The organism is Paraburkholderia sp. SECH2 (assembly GCF_030464795.1).
GTDB lineage: Bacteria > Pseudomonadota > Gammaproteobacteria > Burkholderiales > Burkholderiaceae > Paraburkholderia > Paraburkholderia aspalathi.
This window is the reverse complement of sequence record NZ_JALPRH010000034.1, coordinates 1-18,381: the sequence shown is the minus strand read 5'-3', so window position 1 is coordinate 18,381 and position 18,381 is coordinate 1. Positions and strand designations below refer to the sequence as shown.

The 18,381-nt window shown below is 62.6% G+C and carries 19 protein-coding genes; 7 read left to right on the top strand and 12 right to left on the bottom strand.

Translation table 11 applies throughout. From position 1 onward, the window contains the following. Positions 1-393: 393 nt before the first annotated feature. Positions 394-1,761, top strand: coding sequence for an MFS transporter (locus M0D66_RS34125; protein ID WP_211700999.1), 1,368 nt, complete (start codon positions 394-396; stop codon positions 1,759-1,761). 60 nt (positions 1,762-1,821) lie between these two features. Here M0D66_RS34125 and ltaE read toward each other — a convergent pair whose 3' ends face one another. The 3 genes from ltaE to M0D66_RS34110 form a co-directional block, all read right to left on the bottom strand. After that, positions 1,822-2,829: a low-specificity L-threonine aldolase gene (gene ltaE / locus M0D66_RS34120; protein ID WP_200621289.1), complete on the bottom strand. Its 1,008-nt coding sequence runs from the start codon at positions 2,827-2,829 to the stop codon at positions 1,822-1,824. Between the two features lie 168 nt (positions 2,830-2,997). Continuing rightward, positions 2,998-3,762 carry a murein hydrolase activator EnvC gene (locus M0D66_RS34115; protein ID WP_200621288.1) on the bottom strand — a complete coding sequence of 255 codons (765 nt, stop codon included), beginning with the start codon at positions 3,760-3,762 and terminating at the stop codon, positions 2,998-3,000. 146 nt (positions 3,763-3,908) lie between these two features. Then, positions 3,909-4,220, bottom strand: a complete 312-nt coding sequence (locus M0D66_RS34110) for a cupin domain-containing protein (RefSeq protein WP_054041883.1) — start codon at positions 4,218-4,220, stop codon at positions 3,909-3,911. A 248-nt stretch (positions 4,221-4,468) separates the two neighbouring features. Here M0D66_RS34110 and M0D66_RS34105 point away from each other — a divergent pair, with 248 nt between their 5' ends. Further along, entirely contained in the window at positions 4,469-4,789 is a 321-nt protein-coding gene (locus M0D66_RS34105; RefSeq protein WP_028198298.1) for a hypothetical protein, read from the top strand. A 168-nt stretch (positions 4,790-4,957) separates the two neighbouring features. After that, positions 4,958-5,719 (top strand): DUF2968 domain-containing protein, encoded by a 762-nt coding sequence (locus M0D66_RS34100; RefSeq protein WP_211707948.1) that lies wholly within the window; start codon positions 4,958-4,960, stop codon positions 5,717-5,719. A gap of 131 nt (positions 5,720-5,850) precedes the next feature. Here M0D66_RS34100 and M0D66_RS34095 read toward each other — a convergent pair whose 3' ends face one another. The 7 genes from M0D66_RS34095 to M0D66_RS34065 all read right to left on the bottom strand — a co-directional run bounded on the left by M0D66_RS34095 (position 5,851) and on the right by M0D66_RS34065 (position 11,439). Then, positions 5,851-6,168 (bottom strand): DUF4148 domain-containing protein, encoded by a 318-nt coding sequence (locus tag M0D66_RS34095; protein WP_093634806.1) that lies wholly within the window; start codon positions 6,166-6,168, stop codon positions 5,851-5,853. A gap of 265 nt (positions 6,169-6,433) precedes the next feature. Further along, positions 6,434-7,843, bottom strand: coding sequence for an NADP-dependent phosphogluconate dehydrogenase (gene gndA, locus M0D66_RS34090; protein WP_200621285.1), 1,410 nt, complete (start codon positions 7,841-7,843; stop codon positions 6,434-6,436). A 231-nt stretch (positions 7,844-8,074) separates the two neighbouring features. Continuing rightward, positions 8,075-8,725 carry a DUF938 domain-containing protein gene (locus M0D66_RS34085; protein ID WP_211700406.1) on the bottom strand — a complete coding sequence of 217 codons (651 nt, stop codon included), beginning with the start codon at positions 8,723-8,725 and terminating at the stop codon, positions 8,075-8,077. Between the two features lie 12 nt (positions 8,726-8,737). Further along, on the bottom strand, positions 8,738-9,343 hold the full coding sequence (locus tag M0D66_RS34080) for a pyridoxamine 5'-phosphate oxidase family protein (RefSeq protein WP_211707947.1): 606 nt from the start codon (positions 9,341-9,343) through the stop codon (positions 8,738-8,740). Between the two features lie 103 nt (positions 9,344-9,446). Beyond that, entirely contained in the window at positions 9,447-10,316 is an 870-nt protein-coding gene (locus M0D66_RS34075) for an NAD-dependent protein deacetylase (RefSeq protein ID WP_200652601.1), read from the bottom strand. A gap of 50 nt (positions 10,317-10,366) precedes the next feature. Further along, positions 10,367-10,597, bottom strand: coding sequence for an oxidoreductase-like domain-containing protein (locus M0D66_RS34070; RefSeq protein WP_200652600.1), 231 nt, complete (start codon positions 10,595-10,597; stop codon positions 10,367-10,369). Between the two features lie 77 nt (positions 10,598-10,674). Continuing rightward, complete coding sequence (locus M0D66_RS34065) at positions 10,675-11,439, bottom strand: SDR family oxidoreductase (protein WP_200621282.1); 765 nt, start codon at positions 11,437-11,439, stop codon at positions 10,675-10,677. A gap of 244 nt (positions 11,440-11,683) precedes the next feature. On the opposite strand from M0D66_RS34065, the gene M0D66_RS34060 reads away from it, so the two are divergent. Next, positions 11,684-12,538, top strand: a complete 855-nt coding sequence (locus M0D66_RS34060) for a polysaccharide deacetylase family protein (protein WP_211700404.1) — start codon at positions 11,684-11,686, stop codon at positions 12,536-12,538. 62 nt (positions 12,539-12,600) lie between these two features. Here M0D66_RS34060 and M0D66_RS34055 read toward each other — a convergent pair whose 3' ends face one another. Continuing rightward, the gene (locus tag M0D66_RS34055; protein ID WP_093634813.1) at positions 12,601-14,013 is read right to left on the bottom strand and encodes a DUF2252 domain-containing protein; all 1,413 of its coding nucleotides are present in this window, start codon (positions 14,011-14,013) and stop codon (positions 12,601-12,603) included. Between the two features lie 74 nt (positions 14,014-14,087). Further along, complete coding sequence (locus M0D66_RS34050) at positions 14,088-15,101, bottom strand: hypothetical protein (RefSeq protein ID WP_211707946.1); 1,014 nt, start codon at positions 15,099-15,101, stop codon at positions 14,088-14,090. Between the two features lie 431 nt (positions 15,102-15,532). Here M0D66_RS34050 and motA point away from each other — a divergent pair, with 431 nt between their 5' ends. The 3 genes from motA to M0D66_RS34035 all read left to right on the top strand — a co-directional run bounded on the left by motA (position 15,533) and on the right by M0D66_RS34035 (position 18,194). Continuing rightward, positions 15,533-16,402 (top strand): flagellar motor stator protein MotA, encoded by an 870-nt coding sequence (gene motA / locus M0D66_RS34045; protein WP_093634921.1) that lies wholly within the window; start codon positions 15,533-15,535, stop codon positions 16,400-16,402. Positions 16,403-16,416: 14 nt separating this feature from the next. Continuing rightward, positions 16,417-17,406 (top strand): flagellar motor protein MotB, encoded by a 990-nt coding sequence (motB, locus tag M0D66_RS34040; RefSeq protein WP_211707945.1) that lies wholly within the window; start codon positions 16,417-16,419, stop codon positions 17,404-17,406. Positions 17,407-17,510: 104 nt separating this feature from the next. Further along, complete coding sequence (locus tag M0D66_RS34035) at positions 17,511-18,194, top strand: Pr6Pr family membrane protein (protein ID WP_211707951.1); 684 nt, start codon at positions 17,511-17,513, stop codon at positions 18,192-18,194. The last annotated feature ends 187 nt before the right edge of the window (positions 18,195-18,381 follow it).

The window sequence follows — 18,381 nt, the reverse complement described above, 5'->3', positions numbered from 1 at the left end:
AATACGTGGTCAAATCGGCGCGCCTCGTCTGCTGAACTGTTATGCCGAAGCGATATGCGATAACGAGGCGCCACGCCGATTCGAAGACGCCGGGCGGACTTGACCGTTAGTTGCGTTAGAGACGTCCGATCAAGCGCCCCGCCCTGCCGGCCTCCCAGCACGATTTCCACGTCTCTGTAACAATCACTTCATTCGCCGCGCGCGCCGCCCTGACCGCTGGACTCGGGCCCCGCGCTTCACGCCACGCAACCCTGCCGCCTGCACGCCGCAGCGCCGTCCCTCCGACGCGCCCGGCGCTGCGGCATGCATAACCCGACGAGCCACGCCTTGTCCGACAAACCCAGCGCCACCCGTGGCGCCACGCTCGACCAGACCTTTCCGGCGGACGGCCCGATGTCCGCCGCCAATCGCCGCGCGATGGCCGCGATCATGCTCGCCGTCGCGCTCGCCACGCTCGATACCGCGATCGCCAACACCGCCCTGCCCGCCATCGCGGCGGATCTGCACGCGGCGCCCGCGGCTTCGGTGTGGATCATCAACGCCTACCAGCTCGCAATGGTCGCGACACTGCTGCCGCTCGCCGCACTCGGCGACATCGTCGGGCATCGCAGGATTTATATCGGCGGCATTGCGCTGTTCACGCTGGCGTCGCTGGCCTGCTCGCTCGCTTCGACACTGCCGATGCTCGCCGCCGCGCGCGTGCTGCAAGGTCTCGGCGCGAGCGCGATCATGAGCGTCAACACGGCGCTGATCCGCTATCTGTATCCGCCGCATCGACTCGGACGCGGCCTCGGCACTAACGCGTTGATCGTCGGCGTGTCGTTCGCGGTCGGGCCGACGGTGGCCTCGCTGATTTTGTCCGTTGCCGCGTGGCCGTGGCTGTTTGCGGTCAACGTGCCGCTGGGTCTGCTGGCGCTGGCCTTCGCATGGCCGGCGCTGCCGCACACCGAGCGCGGCAAACACAACTTCGACCCGATCGCGGCGCTCCTCAACGTGATCACCTTCGCCGCGCTGATCTTCGCGCTCGGCGAAGCGGCCCAGCGCGCCTCAACGCAACTGGTGCTGAGCGCGGCCGCGATCGCCGTGGTGTTCGGCGTACTGCTGATTCGTCGTGAAGCCGGTCACCCCGCACCGATGCTGCCGGTCGATCTGTTCAAGCGGCCGGTGTTTGCGTTGTCGGCAGTGACTGCGGTGTGCTCGTTCGCCGCGCAAGGGTTGGCGTTCGTGTCGCTGCCTTTCTACTTCGAGGACGTGCTGCATCGCAGCCAGGTCGAGACCGGCTTTCTGATGACGCCGTGGCCCGTGGTGGTCGCATTGGCCGCGCCGCTGGCAGGCAGTCTGTCCGACCGCTATCCGCCGGGCCTGCTTGGCGCGATCGGTCTGGCGGTGATGTCGGCGGGGATGGCGTCGCTGGCGTTGCTGCCGGTGCATCCGCATGTGCTCGACATCGGCATCCGCATGGCGATTTGCGGCGCGGGCTTCGGCTTCTTCCAGTCACCCAACCTGAAGGCATTGATGGCGAGCGCACCGCCCGAGCGCAGCGGCGGCGCCAGCGGCATCGTCGCGACTGCCCGGCTGCTCGGGCAGACCACCGGCGCTGCGCTGGTCGCGCTGAGCTTCGGTATCGCCGGCCGTCATGGGCCCACACTCGCGCTCAGCGCCGGCGCCTTCTTTGCCGGCGCGGCGAGCCTTGCAAGCGGACTGCGGCTGTTCGCGCCTTCGCATCGCTCAGGCGCGCACGCGAAAGCGTCGGCGAAGTAAACAAAACGGGCGCACTGCTGTGGCAGTGCGCCCGTTTTTTCTTCCCGGCATTTCGATCGATCAATGCGCGGCGAAATACCCCTTCACCGCGGCGATAAACGTATCGATATCCGCACGCGACACATCCTTATGTGTGACGAAGCGCGACGCATACAGCATCTGCGTGAGGATCCCGCGCTCCTTGAGCCACGCTTCGAGCGGTACGCAATGTTGCTGCGGAAAATGCGCAAACACCATGTTGGTCGCGATCGACTGCACCTTGACCTGGTCGATCGATTCCAGACCGGCCGCCAGATGCGCGGCGTTGGCGTGATCGTCGGCAAGACGCTCGACGTTGTGATCCAGCGCGTACAGGCAGGCCGCCGCCAGCACACCGGCCTGACGCATCCCGCCGCCCAGCACCTTGCGCCAGCGATGCGCCACGTCGATCAGCGCCTGGCTGCCGACCAGAACCGAGCCGACCGGCGCACCCAGGCCCTTCGAAAAACAGATCGAGACTGAATCGAACCGTTCACACAGCGCCGCAACCGGCTTGCCCGATGCGACCGCCGCGTTGTAGACACGCGCGCCGTCGAGGTGAGCCGACAAACCATGCTTACGCGCCAACTGCACCGCCTCGTCGACATAACCCGCCGGCAGCACTTTGCCGCCGATGGTGTTTTCCAGCGCCAGCAGCCGCGTACGCGCGAAGTGGTTGTCGATCGGCTTGATCGCGGCGGCGATCTTCTCGAGCGGGATCGAACCGTCGGCGGCATTCTCGAGCGGCTGCGGCTGAATGCTGCCGAGCACCGCGGCGCCGCCGCCTTCGTACTTATAGGTATGCGCCAACTGGCCGACGATGTATTCGTCGCCGCGCGCGCAATGCGCCATCAACGCCGCCAGATTGCTTTGCGTGCCGCTCGGAAAGAACAGGCCGGCTTCCTTGCCGGCACGCTCGGCGACCGTTGCCTGCAGACGCAGCACGGTTGGGTCGTCGCCCCAGACGTCGTCGCCCACTTCGGCGGCCGACATCGCCGCGAGCATGGCAGGAGTTGGACGGGTTACGGTGTCGCTGCGCAAATCGATCATGGTGAAAACCTCGTGTGTCCCTGTTTGTGTCAATGCATGACAGCCTGTGATCGCCGGCCCGCGCACCGCTTCATCTGCTTCGATGAACGGCCACGACTCCGGCTGTTGAGCCACACAGTGTATTCAATTAATTAACGCGGCGCTGAAAACCGCGCTAATAGGCGCGGTTCACCCACCCGACTTCGGCAGCCACGCAAGCGGGTCGACCGGCTGGCCGTTCTGGCGGACTTCGAACTGGATCGACGCCACGCCGCGGCTATCCACGCCGACTTCGCCGATGGTTTGTCCCTGCGCGACAGCATCGCCTTCCTTGACCAGCAGCGTGCTGTTCTGCCCGTAGGCGGTAATCAGCGAATCGTCGTGCTTGATGATGATGAGCGGACCGTACGCCTCGATACCCGTGCCGGCGTAAACCACCCGGCCGGTCGCGGCGGCCTTGACCGGATCGCCTGCGTGGCCGCCGATCACGATACCGTTCGACTTGCCCGGCGCAAAGGCTTTCAGCACGGGACCCCGCAACGGCCACAGCAGCACGCCTTGCTGCGGCACGCCGGGCGTGCCAGGCGTCGCGGCAGCGCCATTCTGACCGGCAACACCGACCGGCGGCGTCACCACGCTACCCGACGCCATGGGCGGCGCCACTCGCAGCACCTGCCCCGGATTGACCGCCGCATTCGCTGCGAGGCCGTTCCATGCCGCAATCTCCTGCGGCTTGCGACCGTACGCCGACGCGATGCCCGCCAGCGTGTCACCCTGATTGGCGCGGTAGTAACCGGCTGGCACAGGGACGGTGCCAAGGGTAGTCGGGCGGGACGGCGCACTGCTATAGAACGGCGTGCTTTCCCACGGCATCGACGTACAACCGCTGATCATCACGCCGAGTGTCGCCGAGATCAGCAACCGGGTCGCCGTGAATTGCCATTGTCTTGTCATGTGATTTTCCTCGACACTTAGATTCAATCGGATTCAATCAGCCCCAAGCATTCGCCGTGCCGCTCGCCACGGGCGCCACGGCACTTATCCATTATGCCGCCGTGCGCGCTGGCAACGGCTTCGACACGGCATGGGCCAAGGAACCGTCAGACACTGCCCTCGGCCTCGACCACCAGAATGCGCGCCACACCGATCGGATGCGCAACGTGTTCGGTGCCCACCGACGCGTAGAACACATCGCCCGTTTCCAGAATCGCCGACTGTTCCACGCCGCCTTCCCGATAGCGCATCTCCACGCGGCCGTCGAGTACGGCGAACACTTCCTCGCCGTCGTTGACATGCCACTTGTACGGCTGATCGGTCCAATGCAGGCGCGTCGTAATGCCGCCCATGTTGGCGATATCGAGCGCGCCCCACGGACGCGTCGCGGTGAAGCTCTTGCTGCGAATGATCTTCATGGTGAATAGTGGGTTGAGAAGCAGACGCTGTCGACGCGTTATCCGTGCCGCATACCAAACCGCCCGGCCCAGCGGGATCACGCGTTTCGACCGACCCCATTATAGGTGTTGCGGCAGGCGCAACCGCCGCCACACGGCCGGGCGAACGCATTCGTGTGATTATTGAATCCTTTTAACCCTCGCCTATACTCAGTCATGCTGCCGCAACGCACCGTACGCAAACGCCTGGATCCAGCGAGGAGTTGAGGATGAACAAAGCCACGTTTCTGGCCGTGCAACTCAACGTCGACGATATTGCGGCGTCGCCCGGTTTGGTCGAGTTGCTGAACACCCATCTGGTTTTCGCGGCAGACGTCGCCGAAGCCGCGGACGCGCTGGTCCAGCTGGCCAGCATCGCGGGATTGTCGAGCGGCGTCGAAGCCAGCGTCGAGATTCCGGCACTGGCGATTGAACGGCTGCGCGAGGCGCTCGACAATCTCAGTGGCTACGACGAATCCTGGTTGCTTGCCCTCGAACCCAGCCGCGCGCTGTTCGATGAAATAGGCCGCCGGCATCGCACCTTGCATTAAAGCTGCGCTCGCGGAAAACGCATCCGCACTGCCGCGCACCCCGGTGCTCAGTTGCTAGTACCGCCGGTCCGCCACTTTTCGCTCACCGCCCGAACCGCCAGATTGTCCGGCATGCTTGACTGTCGACGCCGTCTGAAGGTTTCGGGCGAGTCAACCGGAGGAACCGCCGTGAAAAGTCTCCTGAACCGCCGCAGCGTGCTGGCAGGCCCATCGCATCTCGTGCAGGTCGCGCGAGAGAACACCGCCGATTCCGTATCGCCCGACGACAGCGAGGAGGCGGCGCTGGCCGCGGCGGCCGGCGTCACGCCCGCTGCCGCTGGTGCCCAGCCCGCCCCAGTCGCCGAGCCGGCGCGGCCGGTGACGACCTTACGGCCGGTGCCGGTGGTGCCTTCGCAGGTTAGCGTGCGCGGCGTGCAGATGGCCGACACCGCCGAAATCGAATGGCTCGCCGAAGAAGAAGCGCTGACGCCGTTCCGCGTGTTCCGCAGCTTCGCCTATTCGGTCAGTCTGCTGTTCCACGCGAAGGAACTGACGTACTACGTCGCGCTGTATCAGGACGGCTCGCTGTGGCGCGCGCTCAAAGCCGCCGACCTCGAAGCCGCGGAAGCGGCCTTCCATCACTTCGAGGAACAGGCGACGCGGCTCTCGGAAGGCGAAACGCGCCGCGCGCAACTCGAGGCGCAAAACGAACAGCTTGCGCGCATGATCGCGCGCTCCGAGGCGCAGGCCGAACGGCTGCGCACGGATCTGCAACGGCGCGGCGCGCAGGAACAGACGGTGTCGAACCGGCAGCATCAGGTGCGCAAGGAGGTGTCGCAACTGGAAGCGCAACGCGTCGCCGCGCAGGCGCATCTGAACAAGGCGCATCGGCAGATTCATCAGTTGAATCTGACCAGCAACGAAGGGATTCCGCATTTGCCGAACCGTTGAAGCGCGCCTTGAAATCGATCTGACGGCGAGGCAACGCCGTAAACGACAAAACGCCGCCCGGCAATCCGGTCGGCGTTTTTTTATTACCCGCCGCCTGTCAGCCGGGCGGCGTTCACATCAGTTTCGGCGAATTAGTTGCCGAAGTAGACCGAGTTACGGTCGTTGCCGGTCAGCGGACGGCCGGCTTGCGAGGTGCCAGCGATCGGTGCGCCGTAGCCGCTGTTCACAGCTTGAGCGGTGCCGTTCTGTGCATCGACGCGGGCTTGCGCAGCTTGCAGGTTAGCCGGGTAATCGACATGATCGCCGATCGGGTTGTAACCGGCCTTTTCCAGTTGCACCAGTTGAGCGCGCACTTCAGCGCGGGTAAGCGGCTGGTTCGATTGAGCGAACGAAGCAACAGGAGCGACCAGAGCGGCAGCGACGACAACTGCAGAGATAAGAGTCTTCATGATGTAAACCTCCAGAACTTGTATTTAATGTGCTTTGGGCTCGTTGTCCCGTAGCGCTTAAGTAGAAGTTTAGGAGCGGCAACATCTAGGGGAAACCCCTAAAACGATGAAACTCTATTCCGAAATTCGCAATAGTAGAGGGTCCAGCGTGCTGCCACGCTATCTGCACGATAGCTATCAGCAATAATTGCCCGCCTTGAATTCAATCGCTTATGTGGCCCGGCGCGCCTTGCTGCAAGCGCGCGCCGGGCCACGATTCAAACGCTCAGCTCCAGTTCGCGTGGAAGCTGCCCGGCTTGTCGATACGTTCGAACGTGTGCGCGCCGAAGAAATCGCGCTGAGCCTGCACCAGGTTCGCCGGCAGGCGTTCCGAGCGATATGCGTCGAAATACGCCACTGCCGAAGCGAATGCCGGCACCGGCACGCCTGCATTGATGGCGGCAATCACGACTTCGCGCAACGCCGACTGATAGTTCTTCGCGATGTCGCGGAAGTACGGATCGAGCAGCAGGTTGGCGATCGCCTTGTCTTTCGTATAGGCGTCGGTGATCTTCTGCAGGAAGCGGGCGCGGATGATACAGCCGGCGCGGAAAATCTTCGCGATCGTGCCGTAGTCCAGATCCCACTTGTACTCTTCCGATGCCGCGCGCAGTTGCGCGAAACCTTGTGCGTACGAAATCACCTTGCTGAAGTACAGCGCACGGCGCACCGATTCGATGAACGCGTCACGCTCGGCGCCGAGCGGCTTGGCTGCCGGCCCTTCCAGCACCTTGCTCGCGGCCACGCGCTGAGTCTTCAACGACGACAGCACGCGTGCGAACACGGCTTCCGTAATCAGCGGCAGCGGTGCGCCGAGGTCGAGCGCGTTCTGGCTGGTCCACTTGCCGGTGCCTTTCTGCGCCGCGCGATCGAGAATCACGTCGACCAGATCCTTGCCGGTTTCTTCGTCTTTCTTCTTGAAGATCTTCGAGGTGATTTCGATCAGGTAGCTGTCGAGTTCGCCCTCGTTCCATTCGGTGTAGACCTTGGCCAGTTCCTCGTTCGACAGACCGACGACCTGCTTGAGCACGGCATAGCTCTCGGCGATCAACTGCATGTCGCCGTATTCGATGCCGTTGTGCACCATTTTCACGAAGTGGCCCGCTCCGTCCGGACCCATATACGCGACGCACGGCTCGCCGTCCGGCGCCTTGGCGGCGATTTCGGTGAGGATCGGCGCAACCAGGTCATAGGCGTCGCGCTGGCCGCCCGGCATGATCGACGGGCCTTTCAATGCGCCCTCTTCGCCACCCGACACGCCCGTGCCGATGAAATGCAGGCCGGCTTTCGCCAGTTCCTGATTGCGGCGGATGGTGTCGGTGAAATGCGTATTGCCGCCGTCGATCAGGATGTCGCCCTTGTCCAGCAGCGGCTTGAGCGACGCGATGGTGGCGTCGGTCGGCTCGCCTGCCTTGACCATCAGCAGAATGCGGCGCGGTTTTTCCAGCGACTCCACGAAGTCTTCCAGCGTGAAGGCCGGCACCAGCTTCTTGTCCGGATATTCGGCGATGAGTTCGTCGGTTTTCTCGCGGCTACGGTTGTACACCGACACCGCGTGGCCGCGGCTTTCGATGTTGAGCGCCAGATTGCGGCCCATGACCGCTAGCCCCACCACGCCGATTGCCTGTTTGCCCATGTGAATTCTCCAGAGTCCAAAAAATGTCGAGACGCCGCGCCGGAAAGAACGTCGGCGGAACGTCGAGGGTGAAAGGATAAAAGAAATGCCGGCTTGCCGCTCGCTGACGCGCATTTGCGCTCAGCGAGCAGGCTTTCCACTGCGTGCGGGCCTCAACTTTAGGCGGTGCCCGGTGATGCGCTTTATGACGCACCGCTTACACACCGCACACACCGCATTACGCAACGTCTGTCAGACCCGCGCCGCGTCCAGGCGTTTCCTGAAAACCAGACTGAAATTGTTCGCCGGCATCGCGATCGGCTCGTCGCACACGAGCCCGACCGATGCGCCCAACGCGACCACCGCTTCCATGTCGCGCACGCCCCACGCGGGGTCGCGGCTGCGCAATTGCTGATCGAACGCATCGTTGCTCGGCGAGGTATGCGCGCCACCGCGTTTGTAAGGGCCGTACAGATACAGTACACCGCCGTCGACCAGTCGGCGACTCGCGCCGGCGAATAGCGCTTGCGTCGCGCTCCACGGCGAGATGTGAATCATGTTGATACAGACCACGGCGTCAAACTGATCGGGCGCATTCAGCGTTTGCACACCCCACTCCGCCTGATGCACGTCGAGAGCGAGCGGTGCGCGCACGTTCGCCAGCCCTGCATGCGCGATCCACGCCGCAATCGACGCACGCGCGTCCGCATCGGGATCACTCGGTTGCCAGTCGAGCCCGGGCAATGCGCCGGCGAAGCAGATAGCATGCTGCCCCGTGCCGCTCGCGATTTCCAGCACACGGCCGGTAGCCGGCAGCACTTCGCGCAATACGGCAAGGATCGGTTCGCGATTGCGTTCGGCGGAGGGCGAATGTTGCCGCAACGCCGGATGGGAATCAGTCATGTTCGGTTTGTTTCAGTACAGGGTCGTGCGCACGCGTTCGGCGAGTTCACGGTCGTAGGTCGCGGCATTGAAACTGGCGCCGTTGATGCGCTGGTGGATCTCGCCGGCACTCGGCAGGCGCGAACGTTCGATATGACGCGCGGGATCCCACAGTTTCGAGCGCACCAGCGCCTTCGAGCAATGAAAGTACACCGCTTCGACGTCGATCAGCAGCACGGTGCGCGGCAGTTTACCTTCGACGGCAAAACTGTCCAGCAATTCCGGATCGTTGGAAATGCGGCCGCGGCCGTTCACGCGCAAACTTTCGCCGACGCCCGGAATGATGAACAGCAGCGCCAGGTGCGGCTCAACGATGATATTGCGCAGACTGTCGACGCGATTGTTGCCGATGCGGTCCGGCAGCGCGAGCGTGCGTTCGTTGATCACACGCACGAAGCCCGGCGCGTCGCCGCGCGGCGAACAGTCGAGGCCTTCCGGACCCGCAGTGGCGAGCACGACGAAGGGCGCGACTTCGATGAACGCGCGATAGTCTTCGTTGACGTAGGGAATCTCTTTCTTCACTGCGCGTTCGTGGGGCTGACCGTAGATTGCTTCGAGCTGTTCGATCGTCGTCAACATCGGCGTTCCTTTTGCGGGACGGTTGCTTTTCGTGAGGGCGGCACTGCGTGGGATTGGGATTATCGACGATTTGTGCGAGCCGCGCGCAGCTCGGGCGGCCCGCTCAATCCAGTGCCAGACGCCCCGCCAGCGCAGTCAGCGTGTCGGCACAGGGCGCGGCGATTTTCAGCGACAACAGCGGATCGGCGCGCGTGCGCCCCAGATTGATCGCGACGATCGGCTTGCCCTGCTTCTGCGCCCACACGCAGAAGCGGTAGCCCGAATAGACCATCAGCGACGAGCCGACCACCAGCACCGCGTCCGCCGCATCGAGCGCATGCGAAGCCGCTTCGACACGCTCGCGCGGCACGCTTTCGCCGAAGAACACCACGGCGGGCTTCAACAAACCGCCGCAGTTCGTGCACGCCGGAACGCGGAAAGCGTCGAGATCGTGCCACTCCAGATGCGCGTCGCCGTCGGCGGCGGTTTCGGCCGTGACATCCAGCAACGCGGGATTGTCGGCTTCGAGCGTGCGCTGGATCGACGCGCGCGAATGCTGCGTCCCGCAGTCCAGACACGTCACGCCGTCGATGCCGCCATGCAGTTCGATCACCTCGCGGCTGCCGGCCCGCTGATGCAAACCGTCGACGTTCTGCGTGACGAGCGTCGGCACATGGCCGGCTGCCTCGAGCCGGGCGAGAGCGGTATGCGCGGCATTCGGCTGCGCGTCGGCCACCACCGGCCAGCCCACCATGCTGCGTGCCCAATAGCGTCGGCGCATCGCAGCCGTGCCGAGAAATTCCTGCAGCGTGATCGGCGGCGAACGTTTCCATTCGCCGTTGTCGTCGCGATAACCTGGAATGCCGGAATCAGTGCTGATGCCCGCACCGGTTAGCACGAACAGACGCGGATAACGCTGCACGAAGGTATGCAGGTCGTCCAGCGTGTGCGTTTCGTTGAAGGGTTCGATGGGCGCGGGCTGAAGGTCGGTCATGACGGGGACGGGGTATGGCTGCGGCCTTGGCGTAAAACCTGAAACACCGTTTAGCGGCGCGTACGCGGTTTGCTGTGCCGCGCTTGCACCGTTTGTACCTTTTGCACCCTGAGTGCCGCCTGCCGCGCTTGCCATTCGGCGAGCGCTGACTGATAGCGCTCCAGTGCTTCATCGTAGAGATCGAAGACACACGGATTGCAGCCGCTATGACAACAATCGTCGAGGTCGGGCTGCGCGGGCGGCACCGGCTGCGGGTCGTCCTTGGGTGTGGCGCGGGGCACGGCGAATCGCTTTTTCCAGAAGGCGGGAAGCGCTCAGTATAAGTTGATCTCCTGCGATGCGTGCGGACGCGCCCTGCTCAGCCCCGCCCGACGAACGGCATCTTGCTCGCCATGATGGTCATGAACTGCACATTCGCGGACAGCGGCAATTCCGCCATATGCAGCACCGCGTCGGCGACGTGCTGCACGTCCATCAACGGCTCGACCGCGATTTCGCCATTCGCCTGCGGCACGCCGCGCGCCATCCGCTCGGCCATTTCCGTCGCCGCATTGCCGATGTCGATCTGCCCGCACACGATGTCGTATTTGCGGCCGTCGAGCGAAACCGCTTTGGTGATGCCGGTAATCGCGTGCTTGGTCGCCGTGTAGGCAATACTGTTCGGCCGCGGCGCATGCGCGGAAATCGAGCCATTGTTGATGATGCGGCCGCCCCGCGGCGTCTGCGTTTTCATCAGACCGAATGCGGCACGAGTGCAGAGAAACACGCCTGTGAGATTGGTGTCGACCACCGAGCGCCATTCGTCGATATCGAGCTCGTCGATATCCACCGGCGAGCCGTTACGGCCCGCATTGTTGAACAGCACGTCGAGACGGCCGCGCCGCGAGCGGATCGTGTCGAACAGCGCAGCGACGCTATCGGCATCTGTCACGTCGCAGGCCACGGCAAGCGCATCGCCACCGAGTTGCTGCGCTTCTTCGACCACGGCGTCGAGCGGCGCCTGGCGACGGCCTGCGAGTACGACGCTATAACCATGTTCCAGCATCTTGAGCGCGCAGGCCCGGCCGATGCCACTGCCCGCGCCCGTCACCAGCGCGACCTTCTTGATTCCCGTTCCTGTCACAGCACTTCTCCCGCTCGGTTTCTTTGGCCCTAGCACCATACAACAGCAGGTCACCCATCACAAACGCAACGGCAACGGCGCAGCCGTCGCGAAGCATGATGTCTTTCAGATTTCTTTCATTACTTATCGTTACCTTCCGCAACAGCGCCGCGTTGCGCATCAATGGTATGGTTGGCTGTTGCGCGTCACGCGCGCGATTCAGGGCCCTCCAAGGACGGAGGAAGGAAGACAGGAAGCACGCTTTATGAACGAACTTTTCACCCCGCATCGCAATGAGGTCGCGCCGCAGCACCGCTGGCCGCGCACCGGCTATCCCGCGATGGTCACCGCCACGGCCGCATGGCATGTATTCGTACTGGCCGGCTGGCTGCTGGCACCCGCCGCATGGCCATGGTGGCTCGCCGCGATCTTTGCGAATCACGCTATTTTCACGGTAGCGGGCCTCTTGCCGCGCACCTCGCTGCTGGGTCCGAACTGGACGCGCCTGCCCGCCGGCGCGCGCAACGCAGACGCGATCGCACTGACCATCGACGACGGTCCCGACCCGGTCGTCACACCGCAAGTGCTGAATCTGCTCGACGCTTTCAACGTGCGCGCCACTTTCTTCTGTATCGGCGCGAAAGCGCAACGCTACCCGGAGCTCGCACGCGAGATCGTCGCACGCGGCCATGCGCTGGAAAACCATTCACAGGTTCACGTGCACACGTTTTCGATCACGTTTCCGGGTGCTCTCACGCGCGAGATCGAAGCGGCGCAGCGCACCTTCCAGGCATTGAGCGGCGAGCGGCCAATGTTCTTCCGCGCCCCGGCGGGCCTGCGCAACATTTTTCTCGAGCCCGTGCTGCGCAAACTCGATTTGCGGCTCGCGGCGTGGACGCGGCGTGGCTACGACACGCGCGAACGCGATCCCCAGGTGGTCACGCATCGGCTGCTTCAGGGCCTTGCCCCGCGCGACATCCTGCTCCTGCACGATGGAAACGCCGCGCTCACCCTCGAAGGCAAACCGCTGATACTCGCCGTCCTGCCGAGCGTGATCGAAGCGGCGCGCCAACAGCACCTGCGCTTCGTTACGCTGCGTGAAGCGCGCGTCGACGACTGAACTGCGAGAAATCTTGCCGCGTGGCTCGGCCACCGACACGTGGCGAGCCACGCCGCGCCCTCTTACACCCGGAAATCCGCCGCCATGTCTTCGTCCGTGCGCGCCTCGAGCTCGCCGCTGCGGCAGGCCTTCAGGAACACGTCGTAATCACGTTCCACCTGATCCGCGTAGCTGGCGGCATAAGCTGCGAGTGACTCCGCAAACTGGTCGCCACGACCGATATACGCGCTGACTTCGATCGCCTGGCCGCTCGCCTTGGCATGCGCACGCGCCATGATCCAGCCGCAAAGCTTCGCGTAACCTTCCAGCAGGTCGGTGTCGAACAGCTCGATATTCGCTGACAGTTTCATGTCGCGTAGTTGCCGGAAATAGAAATGGCGCCCTAGCGGTCCGTTCGCCCAGCCGAGAAAAATGTCGCTCGCGGCCTGCAGCATGCGCTGCCCTTGCACGACGCGTTCGCCCTCGTGCTTCACGGGAGCCGACTTGTAATACTGGGCGACCACAGACGGCCGCGCCTCCTTGAGCTGCAGGAACAATGGCTTGCCCATGTGATCCACGTTCAGCACCACCATGCAGCGCGTGCCGACACTGCCGACGCCCACCACTTTGAATACGATGTCCTGCACGGTGAAATGGCTGAGCAACTCTCGCCGGTCATGCGACATCGTCTTCAGGTACTCGCCCCACATGCGTTCGAGCATCTTGCGCCAGTTGTGGCCCCTGAATGCTTCGGTTTCTTCAGGCGTGAACAGCGTGTTCGCGCCCAGCACGTGGAACAGCGCCGGCGGCGCATCGCGGATCGTCCAGTGATCGCCGTCGTGCTCGGCCATTTTCTCCAGCAGATTTTCGTGAGTCCGGCTCGCGGCCTTTTCCATGCCGCGCCGCACGATGCGGCGGCGCTCGGGAGTCAGCGCGGTTTCCGCCATGCGGTCGAACGTGATGCGGTCGTACCAGAGTTCGAGCGCGCCGCATTGCGCGTATTGCGTCATGCGATCGCGGTATTCGGTGACGGCGGTCATCACCAGATTCTCGGCTGCGCCACGGCTCAAACGCATATGACGCGCGGCGACCACGAGGCTCGCGGTCAGGCGTTTCAGGTCCCATTCGAAGGGACCCGTCGCGACTTCGTCGAAGTCGTTCAGATCGAATACGAGTTGACGCTCCGGTGTCGCGAAGCCGCCGAAATTCATCAGATGACCGTCGCCGCAAATCGGCATGGTGAGGCCGGTGTCGGGAACACGGCTCAGGTCGTGCGCCTGAATGATCGCAGTGCCGCGAAAGAAGGTGAACGGCGACACCGACATGCGCCCGTAGCGCAGCGGCACAAGCCTTTCGACGCGCCCCTCGCTGCTTTGCTTGAGCAACTCGATCGGGTTGCGATGCAACTCGCCTACCGTGCGATGGCTCGAGCGCTTCGAGTGCTCACGGGCGGCACGGCCACGGGCCTCCCGTTCGGCGATGGTGCTGGCTTTCATGCTCTTCTCCGGTTTTTTTCTGTGAATCTTTACTATCGGTTCTAGAAGACTGCTTCTGCTGACACGGTGAGCCATCACCAACGGTAGCCCACACCGCCGAAAATTACATCCGAGTCGCGATCATAGCGTGTCACGACACGATTCCATTCGATCCGCGCATTCCAGTGATCGGTAAAGCGATACGAGCCGGCGATCGTGACGAGCCCGGAAAACTTCCCGGCGCCCGGCCCCGGCGTCAGGCTGTTCTCGTTTTCGTTGATCGCATAGTAGGCGCCGACGCCGAGTCCGAGCGATACCTTATCGTTGAGGAAGGCACGCGTCGCCCACAGTTGGCTGGTCAAGCCGTCGCGGCGCGCCACCTTGCTGCTGCCCTCGTGAAGATAGCCAACCGTCACATCGAGGTATTTCGCAAGCCCACGCCGGTATTCGATCGCGCCGCCAAGTGCAGTCGGCGAGCTGGTCGAATTGATGATCGTCTCGCCGAGGTACACCGCCACTTCGTTGTTAGTGACGTTGTGCGTACTGCCGCTCGCCCAGTCGCGCGGACCGGGGGTGCCCGGGGCATCGAGCTGATAGCCGACGCCGAACATCACGCTGGTCGCATCCGGCCCGCGCTGCACATGCACGCGATTCAACTGCAGTTGCGTGATCCACCGGCTCGACGCGTAGTACGCCGCACGCACGCTATACACGACACCCCAGCCGTGAGTGTCCGAATAGCTGCCGCCTTGCACGGCCGTGGTGGTGTCGAAGTAACGGTATGGACCGACGCCCGCCTGCAGGACGAACTGCGGGCTGCCGACGGGAATACGGCCCCATAGCTGGATCATCTGGCCGTCGCGATGATGGTTGGGAATGTGTCCCTCATTGAGCCACGTGAAGCTCGCGGCAAAGTATTGCCCGAGCCCTTCCTGATAGTTGAACGCCCACGTGTAGGTGTTTGTACTGCCCGCGCGCGAGCCGCCGCCGAATAGGGAAAACTCCTGGGCGTCAGCCGCGTTGGACGCGAACAGAAGCCCGATACCGACAAGGCAGGAGGACGCTTTGGTTGTGAGCTTGATGTTCCCGGCAGAATTCAGATTCCGCATGTTTTTCGCATCTCCGGATGGGCCGCTGTCGCTGCCGGCATTCGTGAGCCGACGAGAAGCCGCGTAGCGGCTTCGAGCGCCGGGACGTTACAAACTGTTAGCCATGCTAGCAGACCGCCCGGTAAAAATGCCACACCGTGCATTTTGAATAATGCAGTCATGCAACCACGTCTTCAATCACCCGGTTTTCAAATCTCCACTATTGGTTGCGACCGCAACGACTGATCAAATTCGGCGGACAAAATTACCGGAAATCAAACAGGTGATTAACCAGTTGGTGAATATTTTATTTTTCACTGATGCGCACACTTCAGACATCGCGAATCTGGCCGTTTACCGGTACATAGCGAATATGAGTGACGCACTCGAAAAAGCCCATGAAATCGGGCCTGTTCCGCCGAACGTGCGTCGCGCAAGATAACGGAGAGAGCATGTTTGTCGCAATCGGCTGGGTAGTGGTAATGGCTTCTGTGATCGGTAGTTTTGTCGGTGTAGGCGGGCATCTTCCCGCGCTCGTTCAACCGTTCGAATTGCTATGTATTTTTGGCGCGGCGATCGGAGCGTTTGTTGTGAGCAATCCGACCTCCACGCTGAAGAAAACGATCAAGGCAATTCCTTCGTGTTTTAAGAGCGGTGGGTATACGAAGGAAAAATATCTCGAGCTGATCGCGCTGCTTTACGAGCTGCTTCAGAAGGCACGCAAGGAAGGCATGATGTCGCTCGAAGCCGACGTCATGGCGCCGGAAGAGAGCGTGCTGTTCCAGAAGTATTCGCACGTCCTGAAGGACCATCATCTGCTCGACTTTATCGTCGACTATTTGCGCATGATGTCCGGCGGCAACGTGAACGTGCTTGAAGTGCAGGACCTGATGGACGAAGAACTGGCCACGCATCATGCGGAAGCATCGGTCGCGGCCAACGCGATTCAGAAAATGGCTGACGGCTTACCGGCATTCGGTATTGTCGCCGCCGTGATGGGTGTGGTTCATACGATGGGCTCGGTCGGCGCGCCGCCCGCCGTGCTCGGCGAAATGATCGCCGGCGCACTGGTCGGCACCTTCCTCGGCATTCTTCTCGCCTATGGCTTTATAGGTCCGGTCGCCGATCTGCTCAACGCCAAGGGCCGCGCCGAAGCCAAACCTTACCAGTGCGTGAAGGCCGTGTTGCTCGCTTCGCTCTCCGGCTATGCACCGCCGATCGCCGTCGAATTCGGCCGCAAGGTCCTGTTCACCGCCGACCGTCCGAGCTTCCAGGAACTCGACGACGCCGTGCGCGCCACCAAGATGCCGAAATCGGCCTGACGCGGAGCGGCATCATGAGTGAAAGAAGATCGCGCGCGTCCCAGCAGGACGAGACAAGCGCTCCGGTGATCGTGCGCCGCTCGAAGAAGGGTGGCGACCATGGCGCCCATCACGGCGGCGCATGGAAAATCGCCTACGCCGACTTCGTCACCGCGATGATGGCGTTCTTCCTGCTGATGTGGCTGCTCGGTTCGACGTCCAAGTACGACAAGCAGGGCATCGAAGACTATTTCAACACCCCGCTGTCGAGCCTGCTCGGCGGCAACGAGGGCACGGCAGCGGCACGTCCGAACGTCATCCAGGGCGGCGGGCGCGACATCACCGACAGCCGACCCGGCGATGGCAAGAAAACCCAAACCGAACCCACACCACCGGCAAAGGTCCCACCGATCGTGGCACCCGCCGACGCGGCACGGCTTCAGCAGCTGAAAGAGAAGCTCACCGCCTTGATCGAGCAGAGCCCGGCGTTGAGGGCATTCAAGGATCAGATCCGCATTTCAATCACGAACGAAGGTCTGCGCATCGAAATCGTCGATTCACAGAATCGTCCGATGTTTCCGTCCGGCAGTTCAAAGTTGCAGCCTTACGCCGTGACGATCCTGATGCAAATCGGCGCCGCGCTCAACGACGTGGAGAACCGCATTTCGATAGCCGGCCACACCGACGCAGTGCCGTACACGGCCGGCCCAGAGGGCTACTCAAACTGGGAACTCTCGTCCGAGCGAGCCAACGCCGCACGCCGCGCGTTGGTAGCAGGCGGCATGCACGGCGAGAAGCTGCTGCAGGTGCGCGGACTCGCCGATGTGTTGCCACTAAACAGCAACGTCGCCGACGAGCCGACCAATCGGCGCATCAGCATCCTCGTACTGAACAAGGCCGCGGAACTCGCGTTCTTCCACGACGGCGGCCGTACGACGATTGATGAAGCGTCGCCCGCAAGTTCGGCTATACCCGAAGTAGTGAGCCGTTTGCAGCCGGTCAGCGTTTCACGTAGCACGCCATAGAATTTTTATTGGGCAGAGGTTGAGTGCGGATCGGCTTCGAGTTCGGCTCACGCGATTTTTCGCACTTGCTGCAAAGCGAATGTGGTGTGTATAGAATCATTCGCATGCGCCCTGCCCCACATCATCACCATGAGCCCGAGCTTCCGCTCCACACGCCCAGCGTCTCGTCTGTGACGCTGGCGGCGATCATTGCCGTAATCGCGTGGATTTCGATCGTTGCGCAAGCCGATTTGACGATCGACCGCACGCTAGCCCGCGGGCTCGGCGTGCTCGATGGGGTTGCGCGGATGAGCAGTTACCTCACCAATCTAACCGTATTAGCGTGCGCGGTCTGTTTTACCTGCGTAGCGTTACGAAGGCGCAGTCCGGTAATCGTGCATTTTTTTCGACAGCCCACCGTCGTGACCGCGGTCGTTGTCTACATGGCATTTGTGGGGATCGCCTACAACCTGCTTCTACGCGGAACGTGGTCACCGAGGGCGTACAGGCTGCTGCTCAACGAATCGTTGCACAGCCTTTTACCGATGCTGGCGGTGCTTTACTGGGTGTTATTCGTACCGCGATTCCATTTGCGGCTACGGCATTGCCTGCTGTGGCTGATCTATCCTGTCGCGTACCTCGCCATTACCTTCTGGCGCGGCAGTTTGTCAGACTTTTATCCGTATCCTTTCATCAACGTCGACGTGCTTGGCGTCAGACACGTTGTCGTCAATTCCGCCCTACTGTTCGGCGGATTTTTGACATTGATGGCCGTGTTCGTGGGGATTAACTTTCGGCGTAGACGTTGAAAAAAGAATGCCGTTGAATCCCCATCGCACCTCGACGAAGACAGGCTCCAGATGACTGCCGGTTTTTGAAAGACTCTTCGGCGCGCGCAGCGCCGCCGGAAGTATGACTCCCTTGTCACTAGCGCAAGCAGGGGCACGAACACAGATTCCAGATGCACCACTACCGGTAGCAAGCTGCGGGACCCAC